General features: G+C 66.1%; 10 protein-coding genes. 8 read left to right on the top strand and 2 right to left on the bottom strand.

Annotation, left to right across the window (positions count from 1 at the left end; genetic code table 11):
• Positions 1-4 precede the first annotated feature (4 nt).
• The 5 genes from V2J18_RS16580 (at position 5) to V2J18_RS16560 (ending at position 8,481) form a co-directional block, all read left to right on the top strand.
• On the top strand, positions 5-1,042 hold the full coding sequence (locus V2J18_RS16580; RefSeq protein ID WP_336132370.1) for a type IV pilus twitching motility protein PilT: 1,038 nt from the start codon (positions 5-7) through the stop codon (positions 1,040-1,042).
• Between the two features lie 118 nt (positions 1,043-1,160).
• The gene (locus V2J18_RS16575; protein ID WP_064749330.1) at positions 1,161-2,330 is read left to right on the top strand and encodes a PilT/PilU family type 4a pilus ATPase; all 1,170 of its coding nucleotides are present in this window, start codon (positions 1,161-1,163) and stop codon (positions 2,328-2,330) included.
• A 280-nt stretch (positions 2,331-2,610) separates the two neighbouring features.
• On the top strand, positions 2,611-7,500 hold the full coding sequence (locus V2J18_RS16570; RefSeq protein WP_336132369.1) for an RHS repeat-associated core domain-containing protein: 4,890 nt from the start codon (positions 2,611-2,613) through the stop codon (positions 7,498-7,500).
• Positions 7,501-7,515: 15 nt separating this feature from the next.
• Positions 7,516-7,956 (top strand): hypothetical protein, encoded by a 441-nt coding sequence (locus V2J18_RS16565; RefSeq protein ID WP_336132368.1) that lies wholly within the window; start codon positions 7,516-7,518, stop codon positions 7,954-7,956.
• Between the two features lie 279 nt (positions 7,957-8,235).
• Entirely contained in the window at positions 8,236-8,481 is a 246-nt protein-coding gene (locus V2J18_RS16560) for a hypothetical protein (protein WP_336132367.1), read from the top strand.
• A 91-nt stretch (positions 8,482-8,572) separates the two neighbouring features.
• Here V2J18_RS16560 and V2J18_RS16555 read toward each other — a convergent pair whose 3' ends face one another.
• Positions 8,573-9,487: a hypothetical protein gene (locus V2J18_RS16555; RefSeq protein WP_336132366.1), complete on the bottom strand. Its 915-nt coding sequence runs from the start codon at positions 9,485-9,487 to the stop codon at positions 8,573-8,575.
• A 337-nt stretch (positions 9,488-9,824) separates the two neighbouring features.
• Between V2J18_RS16555 and V2J18_RS16550 the strand changes: the two genes are divergently transcribed.
• Genes V2J18_RS16550 through V2J18_RS16540 form a run of 3 tightly spaced genes read left to right on the top strand, consistent with a single transcriptional unit; the run spans position 9,825 to position 13,118 of the window.
• Positions 9,825-10,982: an ATP-grasp domain-containing protein gene (locus V2J18_RS16550; protein WP_336132365.1), complete on the top strand. Its 1,158-nt coding sequence runs from the start codon at positions 9,825-9,827 to the stop codon at positions 10,980-10,982.
• Complete coding sequence (locus V2J18_RS16545) at positions 10,979-12,091, top strand: GNAT family N-acetyltransferase (protein WP_336132364.1); 1,113 nt, start codon at positions 10,979-10,981, stop codon at positions 12,089-12,091. The genes V2J18_RS16550 and V2J18_RS16545 overlap by 4 nt, the downstream gene beginning before the upstream one ends.
• A gap of 16 nt (positions 12,092-12,107) precedes the next feature.
• Positions 12,108-13,118: a Rieske 2Fe-2S domain-containing protein gene (locus V2J18_RS16540; RefSeq protein ID WP_336132363.1), complete on the top strand. Its 1,011-nt coding sequence runs from the start codon at positions 12,108-12,110 to the stop codon at positions 13,116-13,118.
• 13 nt (positions 13,119-13,131) lie between these two features.
• Here V2J18_RS16540 and V2J18_RS16535 read toward each other — a convergent pair whose 3' ends face one another.
• Positions 13,132-14,955, bottom strand: coding sequence for a DUF4153 domain-containing protein (locus V2J18_RS16535; protein ID WP_336132362.1), 1,824 nt, complete (start codon positions 14,953-14,955; stop codon positions 13,132-13,134).
• Positions 14,956-15,175: the final 220 nt, after the last annotated feature.

Here is a 15,175-nt window from a genome sequence, read left to right as displayed (position 1 = left end):
ACTCATGGATATCGCCGAACTTCTGGCGTTTTCGGTCAAGAACAAAGCATCCGACTTGCATCTGTCGGCGGGCCTGCCGCCGATGATCCGGGTCGACGGCGACGTGCGCCGGATCAACATCCCGGCCCTGGACCACAAGCAGGTCCACGCGCTGGTCTACGACATCATGTCGGACAAGCAGCGTCGCGACTTCGAAGAATTCCTCGAGGTCGACTTCTCGTTCGAGATCCCGGGCCTGGCGCGCTTCCGCGTCAATGCCTTCAATCAGAACCGCGGCGCCGGCGCGGTGTTCCGTACCATTCCTTCGGAAGTGCTGAGCCTGGAAGACCTGGGCTGCCCGCCGATCTTCCGCCAGCTGATCGAACAACCGCAGGGCCTGATCCTGGTGACCGGGCCGACCGGCTCGGGCAAGTCGACCACGCTCGCGGCGATGATCGACCACATCAACAAGAACGAGTACGCGCACATCCTCTCGGTCGAGGACCCGATCGAATTCGTGCACACCTCGCAGAAGTGCCTGATCAATCAGCGCGAGGTCCACCGCGACACCCACGGCTTCAACGAGGCCTTGCGCTCGGCGCTGCGCGAAGACCCCGACTACATCCTGGTCGGCGAGTTGCGCGACCTGGAGACCATCCGCCTGGCGCTGACCGCCGCGGAAACCGGCCACCTGGTGTTCGGCACCCTGCACACGTCCTCGGCGGCCAAGACCATCGACCGCATCATCGACGTGTTCCCCTCGGGCGAAAAGCCGATGGTGCGTTCGATGCTGTCCGAATCGCTGCGCGCGGTGATCTCGCAAGCGCTGCTGAAGAAGGTCGGCGGCGGCCGTACCGCGGCCTGGGAAATCATGGTCGGCATCCCGGCCATCCGCAACCTGATCCGCGAGGACAAGGTCGCGCAGATGTACTCGGCGATCCAGACCGGCCAGGCCTACGGCATGATGACCCTCGACCAGCATCTGCAGGACCTGGTCAAGCGCGGCATGATCCTGCGCCCGCAGGCGCGCGAGTACGCCAAGGACAAGCGCTTGTTCGATTGACCGCGCAGGCCGGCGGCGCCGTTCGCGCCGCCGGCCGCCGCGATCGGCAGGACGCGACCCGCCAAGGCCGGCACCCACGAATTCTTCACGGCTTTACACCTCCCGAGGAGGTCGTCACATGAACAACCCCGCACCCAACGCTCCGGCCAGCCCTGCGACCGGCGCCATCGACTTCACCTCCTTCCTCAAGCTGATGGCGCACCAGCGCGCCTCGGACTTGTTCATCACCGCCGGCATGCCGCCGTCGATGAAGGTGCACGGCAAGATCAGCCCGATCACCCAGAACCCGCTGACGCCGCAGCAGAGCCGCGATCTCGTGCTGAACGTGATGAATCCGCAGCAGCGCGAAGAGTTCGAAAAAACCCACGAGTGCAACTTCGCCATCGGCGTGACCGGCGTCGGCCGCTTCCGCGTCAGCTGCTTCTATCAGCGCAACCAGGTCGGCATGGTGCTGCGCCGGATCGAAACCAAGATCCCGACCGTCGAAGAGCTGAACCTGCCGCCGATCATCAAGACGCTGGCGATGACCAAGCGCGGCATCATCATCTTCGTCGGCGCCACCGGTACCGGCAAGTCGACTTCGCTGGCGGCGATGATCGGCTACCGCAACCAGAATTCGACCGGACACATCATCACCATCGAAGACCCGATCGAATTCGTGCACCGCCACGAGGGCTGCATCATCACCCAGCGCGAAGTCGGCATCGACACCGACAGCTGGGACGCGGCGCTGAAGAACACCCTGCGCCAGGCGCCGGACGTGATCATGATCGGCGAGGTGCGTACCCGCGAGGGCATGGACCACGCCATCGCCTTCGCCGAAACCGGCCACCTCGTGCTGTGCACCCTGCACGCCAACAACGCCAACCAGGCGATGGACCGCATCATCAACTTCTTCCCCGAAGACCGTCGCGGCCAGTTGCTGATGGACCTGTCGCTGAACCTCAAGGGCGTGGTCGCGCAGCAGCTGATCCCGACTCCGGACGGCAAGGGCCGGCGCGTGGCGATGGAAATCCTGCTCGGCACCCCGCTGGCCCAGGACTACATCCGCGACGGCGAGATCCACAAGCTCAAGGAACTGATGAAGGACTCCGTGCAGTTGGGCATGAAGACCTTCGACCAGAGCCTGTTCGAGCTGTACCAGGCCGGCGAGATCAGCTACGAGGACGCGCTGCGCTACGCCGACTCGCAGAACGAAGTGCGCCTGCGCATCAAGCTGGCCCAGGGCGGCGATGCGCGGACGCTGTCGCAGGGGTTGGATGGCGTCGAAGTGGCCGAAGTGCGTTAAGGTATCTGCAGTATCGTTAGGAACGGGAAACCCGGCTTCGGCCGGGTTTTTCTTTGCGCGCCGACCGTTGTGTGCCGAGTTGGGCCGGATCTGTCGACGAAATGTGACTAGCTAAAAGTGCTTACGGTGCCTTAATTTTTGCGACGGCCGTCTTGGATCATCGCCGCGGGACTCGTCCCCTCCGGTCGCCCGTTCGACGACGCCGACACTTCGCCATCGTACGTACAGGACCCAGGATGTCCGGCCGCTGTTGCGGCGCTTTCATCGGAAGAACACCGTCATGCCTGCCAGCTTCGCCCTTCGTTTGTCCGCCTTGGTTTCCTTGCTGCTGGCCGCTTGGCTGGTGCCGGGAGGGGCGCGCGCTGCCGATGAGTACTGCGCTACGCGCTATATGCCGGCGCAAGAGCGCATGTGTTTCAACACGCTCAGCGAGGCTGAAAGCTATATCCGCACCGAACCGGCGACGCCGCGCGGAAACGCGTTCCTCGAGAAGAACGCTGAATGGGCGATGGCTGAAGGCGTCTACAACCGGGATTACAGGGTCAAACCGCGTGCGCCGACATACGTGGGCGATTTTTACAGAGCGTCGACCGCCGGTGCTCGTGCGCGTGGGTGCAGTTCTGAAGACTCGATCGGTGGCGAGACAGCGCCGAACGGCGAGATCTGGTGCAAGGACGAGGAGGCGATGGAAGTCGACGTCTACAAATCGAGCCTCTATTCCACGCCGCCGCCGCCGGGCCAGTTCACGGGCTCGTACTACGAGGGTACTCCGGCCGGTTGGGGGCCGGAAGGCCGGTTCTTGTTTCAGACGCGAAACTATTCGCCGAACGACGCCAACGCGCGTTTTCTGATCATCAACCCGACACCGTCGGTGACTCATCAGTGGCATTTCGCTCGTCGCGACTGGTACGAGTGCCCGATGCTGTTCTACGCGGGATGGCCGAATCCGGGCGTCAACTGGCCTAACGTCTGTTTCAACGACGTATATGCGCAGATCGTTGTGCGGTCCAAGCAATTCGATTCCTGTTGCAAGGATGGCAACCCCGTGGTCGCGGCCACCGGCAACAAGGAGTATCGCGAGGAAGATTTCGATTGGGAGGGCCAGGCGTTCACCAGGACCTATAACTCGGTCGGGGACTTCGAGTTGGGTTCTGGGCTGACCGATCATTGGGCGCATTCGTATTCGGCGCGAGTGATCCTGCGCCAGGGGCTGCCCAACACCTTGCTGCGCTCCGATGGCTACTACGAGCTGATGGGCAAGGTAAGCGACACTTCCTATCGCTCGGTCAATCGCCCCGGCGTAATCATGATCCGCGAGCCCGATGCGGTAGCTACGGACAAGGGGCGCTGGCGTCTGTCGACCTTCTCTTCGCTGGAGTGGTTCGACGATTCCGGTCGGCTCAGCGCCTACGAAGTCGGCGGGCGGTTATACCGCCTGGACTACTGCACCCAGGCCGATGTGCAGGCGGGCAGCTGCCTCGCTGCAGGCAAGCTGCTGCGCGTGCGCAGTCCGTCCGGCCGCGAGCTGAACTTCCAGTATGCGGCAGTCCTTGCCGCCAAGCCGGGCGACGATGGTTTGCGCCTCTCTCGCATCGGCAGTGCAGGCGCCTGGTTGGTGGAGTATGCCTACGACACCTCTGGCCGCTTGACCCACGCCAGCAAGGGCGGCGCCGTGGCCGGTGAGGGCATGGAATATCTATACGGGGAAAGTGACCGGGTCTGCCGCAATGCCGCGGGACAGGCGATCGCTGGCTGCGACCCGGCCCTATGGGGCAACAAGCTCACCGGCGTCATTGACGAAGCCGGGCAACGTTATGCCACTTACAGCTACGACGAGCTGGGTCGGACCACCATCAGCGACCATGCGCTTGGGGCCGGCAAGGTCACCCATACCTACAACAGCTCGGGCTCGGTGACGGTCACACTGCCGACCGGTTCGAGCAAGACATACGACTTCTCCTCGGAAGCGTTCCGTCAGCCGACTCGCATCGCGTTGTCGGCTACGGATGGTTCGAATGCCGGCACTTCTACGGCGCAATACCTGAACAATCGTATCTCGTCGCGCCAGAACGAGCGCAGCTACCGCACCGATTACGAGCACGATGCATTCCAGGAAACCGTGCGCATCGAGGGCCGCACCTCCGGAAAGGGCGTCACCCCGGTCACCCGCACGATCCAGACCGACTGGAACCCGGGTTATACGCTGCCGACCGAGCGCCGCACCCTCAACAACGCTAACGCCCTGGTCGCCAAGTCCAAATGGACCTACAACGACCGCGGCCAGCGCCTGACCTCGACCCAGGTCGACCCGGCCACCAATGCCGAGCGCACCACCACGACCAGCTACTGCGAAGCCGCGGACGTGACCGCCGGGGCCTGCCCGATCGTCGGCCTGCTCAAGTCGGTCGACGGCCCGCGCAGCGACGTGGCCGACGTCGCCCGCTACACCTACTACGCCAGCGACGACCCGGCCTGCGTGAGCGCGCCGGCGACCTGCGCCTATCGCAAGGGCGACCTGTGGAAGGTTGCCGACGCGCTCGGCCACGTCACCGAATACTTGCGCTACGACGCCAGCGGCCGCCTGTTGTCGAGCAAGGACGCCAACGGCGTGGTCACCGACCTGGAGTACTACCCGCGCGGCTGGCTCAAGGCCAGCAAGGTGCGTGGTACCAACGCGGCGTCCGAAGCCGACGACGTGATCACCCGCTACGAGTACGACCTGATCGGCCAGGTCAAGAAGGTGATCCAACCCGACGGCGCCTTCGTCCGCTACGACTACGACGCGGCGCACCGGCTGAGCGACATCTACGACAACGCCGGCAACCGCATCCACTACACCGTCGATGCCGCCGGCAACCGCACCCAGGAAGACACCCGCGACGCCAACGGCGCGCTCAAGCGCACCCTGTCGCGGATCTACAACCAGCTCGGCCAGCTCAAGACCGCCAAGACCGCGGACGGCCATCCGACTGCGTTCACCTACGACGTGGCCGGCAACGCCGACCTGACCACCGATGCGTTGAACCGCAAGACCGATAGCGACTACGACCCGCTGAACCGCCTGGCCAAGACCCTGCAGGACGTCGGCGGCATCAACGCCAAGATCGAGTACCAGTACGACGCGCTCGACCGCCTGACCCAGGTCAACGACCCGAAGGGGCTGAGCACGACCTACGGCTACAACGGCTTCGGCGACCAGGTCCAGCTGTCGAGCCCGGACACCGGCGTCACCACCCGCACCTTCAATGCCGCCGGCCAGGTGGCGACCAAGCAGGACGCCAACGACGCCAACCCGCACACCTACACCTACGACGCGCTGGGCCGGCCGAAGACCGTGTCCTATGGCTCGGGTAGCAACGACGTCGAATACGACTACGACACGGTCAACGCCGCCTGCGCCACCGGCGAAACCTTCGCCGTCGGCCGGGTCACCGCGATGCGCACCGAAGGCACCGAGCTGAAGTACTGCTACGACCGCTTCGGCCGGGTGGTGCGCAAGGTGCAGTCGGTCGACGCGCAGTCCTTCACCCTGCGCTACGCCTACACCCCGGCCGGCGAACTGAGCGCGTTGACCTACCCGGACGGCGCAGTCGCCGACTACGTGCGCGACGCCCAGAGCCGCATCGTCGAGATCGGCGTCACCCCGGCCGGCGGCGTGCGCAGCGTGCTGCTGAACAACGTCGGCTACCTGCCGTTCGGCCCGGCCACGGGCTGGACCTACGGCAACGGCCGCAGCCTGAGCCGGACCTACGACCTGGACTACCGCGCCAAGACGATCTTCGACCCGGCCGCCGGCGGCCTGTCGCTGGGCTACGGCTACAACGCAGCCGGCGAGCTGACCGAACTCAAGGACGGCCTGCAGAGCGCGTTCCTGGCCAAGTACGACTACGACGCCCTGGGGCGGCTGAAGATCACCCGCGACGGCCCCACCGGCACGCCGCTGGAAACCTACGGTTATGACGCCACCGGCAACCGCACCAGCCTGCTGCGCGCGGGCGCGACCACGACCTACAGCTACCCGGCCACCAGTCACCGCCTGACCGATGTGGGCGGCATCGCTCGCGGCTACGACGCAGTCGGCAACACCACCAGCATCGGCGGCGCGGCGAAGGAGTTCGTTTACAACGCTAATGACCGGATGAGTCAGGTGAAGTTGGGTGGGGTGGTCGCGCGTAGCTACCGCTACAACGCCAAGGGCGAGCGTGTCGCTGCGAGCAACGGCGCTAGCGGCCCGGTCGCGGTTTATACGCTGTACGACGAAGCTGGGCACTGGATCGGCGATTACGACGCCAGCGGCGCGACCAAGCAGCAAGCGTTGTGGCTGGGCGATTCGCCGGTCGGCGTCCTTTCTGGTGTGGGCACCGCGCAGAAACTGCACTACGTCCAACCAGATCATCTAGGCACCCCACGCACGGTAATCGACGCGACCCGCAATGTCGCCATTTGGTCTTGGAATGCGAAGGGCGAGGCTTTCGGCAACGACATCCCGCATCAGGATTCGGACCAGGACGGCACCGCGTTCGTGTTTGATATGCGATTCCCAGGGCAGCGATACGACGCTGCTGGCGAGATCAGTTATAACTACTTCAGAGACTATGAAGCAGTTGGTGGCCGGTACCTAGAGTCCGATCCAATAGGACTGTTAGGAGGAATTAATACCTATTCGTATGTTAATGGGAATCCGCTTGGCGTCATCGATCCGGATGGGCGAAGTGGTTTGGTAGTTAACGGAGCCAAGGGTGTCTTGGGTTTCATTGCAGCAGACATGGCCATTCCGGAGCCAAGTGATGTTGCGTGGCCTAAGTGGGCGGGATATGCGGTAGGCGCTGCAATAGCTGGCGGTATTATATGGGCCGCCAATGAGAACTCTGATGGCGATTCAAAAAGCGAGTCTGGTTCAGATTCGGAAAAGATTTGTAAACCCGCAATTCCGGACGTGCAAGGTCGTGATCTATGCGAACAACTAGCTCTGGCGGAAGCTAAGGCTGGCGCTGGAGAAGCTATCATGGGGGCCATGAATGATGAGCCAAGGCTGGTGGCTCATTACGGTCCAGGGCCCTGGGTGAAAATGCAGCATACCCGCATTTGTCATGGGCCTGCACCGCGTAAGATTGTTATTCATTATTTCTCGAACATGAGGGGTGGCAACGTTGAGCTTAAATTCAAGTAGATTTTGGAGGGGGTTGTGGCCGCCAAGTTGGATATAAAAATTATTGACGAAGATGTTGGTCTTGAGGTTTTATTTAGATTTCAGGACGACGGTTTTCTGGCTGGGGCCAGTGCTTGGTTTGCCCTTTCTCAGTTGCTTGAGTTCTGTGAGTCTCTTGAGAGTTATCCAATTGCTCCAGATGCATTGCCTTTGTTGATAGGTGGTTATTGGAGTAGTGACGGTCTTGCTGTACAGCAGGAACATGTTCGCCTGTCTGTTGTTCCCTCGGGAAATCAAGGGCAATTAGAGCTCTCCGTTTCACTTGGTGTTCCTCCTGCAGAAGGGAGGGGTGTGTTGCAGCGTTATGCTATGGCTCGGATAGCTATTTATTATTCTGAAGCGGAAGAGCTTGCCAAGGGGCTCAGATCTTTGGCTTTGGCAGGTGAGGGTGAGTCAAGCTTTCTATTCGGTCTTTAGAGGTTGTGTAAAGATATTTTCGATGATTGGCGTTTCGCTCGTTTCTAGCATGAGTGCCTGTCGCATGTAAGGCGGAATGGAGCAAAAAACCGGATCAGAGCCCTCGAAAAGCTCCGCTCCGTCGAGCCCATTCCTCATGCTTTGCTGATGAAGGCGGTTTACAAAACCGGGTCAGAGCTACTTTTATGCGTGGACGGCATACCCTGGTTTTCGAACGCTCCGACTCGTGCGAGGCCGAAGACGTATCGTCAACTTGGTGAGTACTGATTTGGAGAGTGAGTGGTGGCCGTCAAGCCTGGGGATATTTACGAAGACGTGTCCTTCCACCCCTGCTTATGCCTGGGAGTCGACGAGACCGGCGTTGTCTGGGGAATCTCCCTGATCGACGGAAGCTACCCTCGAGAAACCGATCTCTACATGAGCGGCATTCGTCTTCTAACGATCGAGCAGGCGTGGGAATGGAAGACGAAGGGGCCTGAGCGTATCGCGGCGGAATATAAGGCGGAGCATCCGGAAGCGCAGTAGGGCATGGCCCGGTCGGACGCGGTCAATCGCGCTCGACGCTTTTGCGGCATGTCCGCCAGCTCGCGCTTGAGTGGATGACCATCAGCTTCGATCAGAACCTGATCCGCGCATCAAACCGAACTCCCCCCGTAGCATCCCCCGTCCGCGTATCCACCCGCCCAAACCCGCCCAGGCTCCAGGACACGCCGCCCTGGTCGAAGCGCAGGCCGGTGCCGCCGCTGAGGCTCTGCAAGCCGTCGCGGTCGAAGTTGAGGCTGCCTTGGGCGTAGGCGTCGAGGGCGTCGTCGACTTCGTGGGTCAGCGTCGCGTTGACGTTGGCGTCGCGCAGGCCGTTGGGGTCGAAGTTGACGGCGGCGTCGAGGTCGAAGGCGTTGACCGTGCCTAGGTCGAGGTGGGCGGCGGCGTTGAGGCCCAGGCTGGGCGTGGCGCCGTTGCCGAAGGGGCCGGCGGTGAAGCCGAAGCGGGCCGAGTCGAAGGCGTCGGCGACGCCGATGTGGCCTTGCACGGTCACCGTGCCCGGGGCCGGGGCATAGGTCGCGGACAGGGCGCCGGTGAGGTTGCCGTCGTAGCTCAGGCCGAGTTCCAGGCCGATGGCGTTGATGTCGGCGTTGGCGATGTCGGCCGGGTCGAAACCGGTGATGGCGAAGCTGGGCGAGAAGGCGTTGAATTCTCCGACCGCGGGCGCGGCCGGCAGGCTTTGCGCGACTTCGGCGTAGTTGGCCGGGGTCGAGACCACGCCGCCCAAAGCGTTCAAGGATGAGAAGTCCAGGGCCGGCGCGTCGACCGCCATCGTGTTGAGCTGCGCCAGCGCGCTCACCGCGACGCTGAGGTCGACCGGGGCGGCTTCGACTAGCGAGGGCGTTGGCACCGCGCCCAGCGCGGAGATGGTCTCGGCCAGCTGCGATTCGGCGACTTCGTTGGCGGCCTGGCTGTGTTGCGCCGAATTCGCTGAACTGGCCGAATCCCTCGCCGAAGAGCCCGATACGCCCGAACTTGCGTCTGCCATGAGCGGTTCCTCCCTGGATGGGGCCGGCCCTGCGCCGGCAATGCCGTGCATGAAAACGTTTTCAGTCAATTTAGAGGCTACGCCCGGAAGCGGGCGCCGGGTATCTGGGGCGGACCCTAGGCGCAGCGGGCCTTCCCGGCCATGCCGGGCGGGCCGTCGCGGCCGCGGTGGGGCGCCGGTCCGGTTTTGCCGCGATGGCTCGGACCGTCCCGACACCGGCGCGCGGCCCGCACCCGCGTTCCCATTTGCGCCGGCCTGTTGCCTAATGCACCTGCCGCGCGGGACGCCGGCGATGGGCGATAGCGAACGACCGGCGCCGTGCCGGCCGGGATGGACGATGGCGAATGTATTGATCCTGGGGCCGCGTGCCCCGGCGGCTCTGGAACTGGCGCGCAGCTTCGCTCATGCGGCGTGGACGGTGCATGTCGCCGACAGCGTGTCGTGCCGGCTCGGGGCCTGGTCGAACGCGGTGTTCCGGGCGCACCGGTTGCCGTCGCCGCGCGCGGACGCGGCCGGTTTCGTCGCCGCGCTGTCGCGCATCGCCGCGGCTGAGCGCATCGACCTGATCGTGCCGACCTGCGAGGAGGTGTTCACCGTCTCGCGTTACCGCCAGGCGTTGCCGCGCTCGGTGCGGGTGCTGGCCGAGGACTTCGAAACCCTGCGCGCCTTGCACAGCAAACGGCGGTTTCTCGAACTGGCGCGGGACTGCGGCGCGCGCGTGCCGGACAGCGTCGCGGTGACGAGCCTGGAGCAGGCGCGAGAATGGGCCGGCGACCGGCCGCTGGTGCTGAAGCCAGAGTATTCGCGCTTCGGCGTGCACGTGCGTCTGCACCCGGACGGGTTGCCGGCCGATGCCGCGCCGCTGGGGCTGGACCAGACCTGGGTCGCGCAGCGTTTCCACGCCGGCACCGAACTGTGTTCCTACGGCATTGCGGACCGTGGCCGGCTGCTGGCGCACGCGGTGTATCGGCCGGCGTACCGGCTGGCGCGCAGTTCCAGCTTCTATTTCGATCCGCAGCCGACCGCGGCGATCCGCGCGTTCGTCGAGCGCTTTGTCGCCAAGCTGGGTTTCAGCGGGCAGATTTCCTTCGACTGGATCGTCGGCGAAGACGGCGTGCCGACCGTGCTGGAATGCAATCCGCGCGCGGTCAGCGGCGTGCATGTGTTCGTGCCCGGTGCGCCGCTGCCGGCGGCGCTGATGGGTGCGGACATGGCCTGCGTGGATGCGGGCGCGGGCCGGGCGCGGATGATTGCGCCGATCATGCTCGGGCCCGGGCTGGCGCAGGCGTTGCGCGACGGCCGCGGTGCGCAGTGGCGGCGCGACTGGGCGCGCGCCGAGGACGTGCTGTCGGTGCGCGGCGACCCCGCGCCGCCCCTGGGCGCGCTGGTCGACGTGGCGGCCTATGCCGGCATCGCCCTGCGCCGCGGCTGCAGCCTGCGCGAGGCGGCGACGCGCGACATCGAATGGGACGGCGAGGACCTGCCCGAGCTATGAGCGCGGCGACGACGAGCGCGGTGGATGAGTTCAATCGCGCGTCGGCGGCGTTCGCGCAGTTGCACGTCGGCAGCGACTCGCAGCGTTATATCGCCAATCTCGCCACTCGGGTCGAGATGTTGAATGTGGGCGAGCTGAGCCTGCCGGCGACGATCAACGAAGACGAGCCGGGCAATGCCTGGGTCTGCTCGCCGCGCACCGCCTATGCCGACTACGCTGCCGAAGAGGCGGTGCGCTACGCGCCGTCCTGGGCCGCGCCGGCGTTGCGCGCACTGGGTCGGTTCGGCGCACGGCGTCTGCAGCGGGCGCGGATCGACCGAGCCGTCGCCATCAACAACTGGCTGCTGTCGACCAATCTGTATCCGCCGCTGGCGGCGACGCCGCTGCGACAACTGCTCGACGCCGCGCGCCAGCGCTGGCCGCAGCATGCGCTGTGGCTGCGCTCGCTCAACGAGCGCGAGCACGGCGACTGGCTGGCGCAGTTGCAAGCGCTGGGCTTCGAACTGATCGGCAGCCGCCAGGTGTATCTGTACCGCGACGTGGCTAGCCTGGCGCGGCGGCGCCACAACCTGGCGATGGACTTGCGCCTGGCGGCCAAGCATCCGGGACGCGCCGGCAACGGCGAGATCGGCGAGGCCGATTACGAACGCATCGCCCACTTGTACCGGCGCCTGTACCTGGACAAGTATTCGGCCTGCAACCCGCACTATCGCGCCGAGTTCATGCGCCAATGGCACCGCCAGGGACTGCTGCATTTCGACGGCTTCCGCGACCGGGACGGGCAACTGCTGTGCGTGGCCGGGCAGTTCCGTCTCGGCGGCTGTCTGACCACGCCGATCGTGGGCTACGACACCGGCCGGCCGCGGCGCGAGGGGCTGTATCGGCTGGCCACCGCCTGCACCTTCGAGCACGCGCTGCGCAGCGGCGAGACGATCAATTTCAGCGCCGGCGCGGCGCATTTCAAGCGTTTGCGCGGCGGCGAGCCGGCGATCGAGTACAGCGCGGTGTATGCGCGGCACCTGCCGCGCGCGACCCGGCGCGCGATCGCCTTCCTGGCCGCGGCGACGCAGCACATCGGCGTGCCGATCATGCGTCGGTTCGCGCTGTGAGCGGCGAGGGCGCGCGATGATCGACTGGCACCCCAGCCATGCCTCGCGCTGGTTCGCCGCGCTGTGCGCCGAGCGGCTGCGGCGCACGCCGGTCGCGGTGCGCTTGCTCGACCGGCCGGTGGTGCTGGCGCGCACCGGCGATGGCCGGGCCTTCGCCCTGGAAGACCGCTGCCCGCACCGGCACGCGCCGCTGTCGGCCGGGTGCGCGACCGGCGACGGGCTGGCCTGCCCGTATCACGGCTGGCGCTTCGACCGCGACGGCCGCTTGTGCGAGATCCCCGGCCTGTCGCCCGAGGCCGCGTTGCCGTCGGTGCGCGTGCGCCGCATCGCCGTGCGCGAGCACGACGGCCTGATCTGGTTGCGCCTGGACGGCCGCGACGAGGGCGAGCTGGCGCCGCTGGTGCGGGAGTTCGGCCCGGATTCGCGGCGCTTCCTGTGGCAGACCCGCTGGCCGGCGCACGTGGTCGATGCGATCGAGAACTTCCTCGACCCGTTGCACACGCACTGGATCCATCCCGGCCTGGTCCGTCGCGGCGGTGCGCGCAGCGAGGTGCTGGCGCGATTCATGCCGAACGCGGACGGGTTCGAGGTGGGCTATCACGGCCAGCCGCAGCAGTCGGGATTGCTGTACCGGCTGTTCGAGTCGCCGCGCGACAGCGAACGGGCACGCTTCGACGCGCCCGGCAGCGCGCAGATCGAGTATCGCTACCGCAACGGCGGCACGGTGCGGATCAGCCTGCATTTCAGCCCGGAAAGCGCGGCGTCCACGGCGGTGTTCGCCAGCCTGCACGTGGAGAACCGCTGGGCGCCGGCCTGGCTGGTGCGGCGGCTGGTGTGGCCGTTTCTGAAACGGGTCAACGACCAGGACGCGCGCGTGCTCGGTTTGCAGTCGGCCAATCTGCGCCGCTTTCCCGGCGTGCGCGGCGCCTCGACCGAGCTCGACCTGGTGCGGCCCTGGGTCGAAGCGTTCTGGAACGACGGCGCGGCGCCGCCGGCGGCGCCGCGCGAGGTGCGGATGCGGTTGTGACCGCGCCGCGGGTTCAGCGGCGCGGGACCTCCCGCAAACGCTGCAGCGCGGCCTGATCGATCGGTTCGCTGCGTTGGGGCGAGGTGTCTTCGTTCAGCGAGAACGGCTTGCCGTCGCCGAAGCGCAGTTCCGGCCAGCGCGGCGGCACCGCCTCGACCTTGCCGGCCCGCATCGCCGCTTCCAGCGCCTCGGTTCCGCGCTCGCGGGTGCCGATGAAGCTGCGCGCGGCCACGCCCCAGCGCCCGCCGTCGAGGGCGTAGAGGGTGCAGGTCGAGCCGTATTCCTCGATTTCGCACAGCAGGTATTCGCGCACGCCGTCGCGGTCCAGGTCCGGCGCCATCAGCACGCAGCGCGCGTCCTCGCGCAGGCAGTCGGGCGCGGACAGCTTGCGCTCCAGCACCGCTTGCAGCCAGACCGGTTCGACCGGGTCGATGCCGGGCGCGCGCGCGATCCTTCGCAAGGCGTTGGCGGCGGTGCGCGGCGCCTGTTCGCGCCGGTCCGCGGGGCTGTACCAGGGGCTCTCCGTCGCGATCGCCTCGGCGAGCGCATCGCGCGCGGCCGGGGCGGCGAACTTCGGCTCGCGACGCAGCGCGAGCAAGGCCTGGTAGCCGCGGCGGCCGCTGTAGAAACGCAGATGCTTGAGGTCGAAATCGACGACCGTGGCGCGGCCGTCGCGCAGGCGCGCGAGCTGGTCGCCGACGCTGAGCCGGTGCGGGTCCAGCAGCAACGAATTGGCCGCGACCGCCAGCGCCAGCGCGATCAGCGAAACGATCACGTTGACCCGGGCGATGCCGTGCAGCCAGCCGCGTCGCGGGCGCAGCGCGGCCCAGGCGTAGCCGCAGGCGTAGGCGGCCAGCAGCACCGAGGCCAGCAGGGCCCAGAAGCGGTCGCCGGTCCAGCCGTACTGGACGATGCGCAGCCCGAGCGCATACAGGCCCAACCCGGCGTAGATCGGCAGGCTCAGCAACGCGGCGTCGACCACCCGGCGCAGCGCGCGCGGATAGGGCGGCTCGCCGCTGCCGTCCTGGAACACGGCATTGACGAACAGCACCAGCAGTGCGATCACGCACATCAGGATCAGCGTCGCCGCGCGCGTGCGCCACAGCGCTTCCAGGCCGGTGAACGGCAGGCTCAGCACGAACAGCACCGCGACCAGGGCCAGCAGCGGCAGCAGGCCCTTGAAGATCGCGAACAGCACCTGGCGCGCGATCTGCACCGGCTTTTGCTGGGTGCGGCCGACGAGCAGGCCGAGGCCGGCCATCAGGCCGCTGACCGGCCAGGCGAAGCCCGGCTGCGAGAACAACTCGGCGAACACGTTGATGCCGATCAGCTTGAACAGCATCGCGCACAGCCCGAGTACGCCCCAGCAGATGGTGACGAAAACGCCGGTCAGAGCCAGGGTCAGGGCGTTCTGCCAGCCGTGCTCGAACAATGCCGGATACGGGGCGCACCAGCGCCCGTGTTCGATCCGGCATTGCAGATAGGGCAGGGCGACGAACCAGGCGATGGCGAGGCTGACCGCGAACGGCGCCAGCACGGTGTCGGTTTCTAGCTGCGGCGCGCCGGTGGCGCTCCAGGCGGCCCAGGCGCCGAGTACGGCGATGATCAGGCTCAGGCCGACGGCGTGTTGCCAGAAGCGCGGGTCGCGCAGTCGCTGCACGCTCAGCAGCATCGCGCCGGGTACCGCCAGCAGCAACGCATACAAGGCGATCGGCAAGCCGCTGCCGCCGAGTGCCGCGGCGTATTTGCCGGTGGCGTACAGGGCCAGGCCTTGCAGCGCGGCGACGGCGACGATGAACCAGCGGGTGGAGCGGGGCAGTGCGGGCGACGGGAGCATCCTGGATCCTGGCGGTGGCGCGGACGACGCACCGGTGCGCCGGCCCGGAAGGCGCGGTCGCGATGTCGTCCATGACGTGCCCGGCCATGGTAGATCAGTTCGGGTTCCGAACTTCTCCGCGCAGCAGGGGCGAACGGCCTGGGGCGGGGGATGATGGGCGGAACACCAGCAAATCGCCATGCCCCCTTTTCACCGTGGGACAGAACCTCGAGCTGCTTTG

Source organism: Lysobacter firmicutimachus, from assembly GCF_037027445.1.
GTDB classification, from domain to species: domain Bacteria; phylum Pseudomonadota; class Gammaproteobacteria; order Xanthomonadales; family Xanthomonadaceae; genus Lysobacter; species Lysobacter firmicutimachus.
Note: the sequence above shows the minus strand (reverse complement) of the source record. Positions and strands in the feature narration are given on the sequence as shown.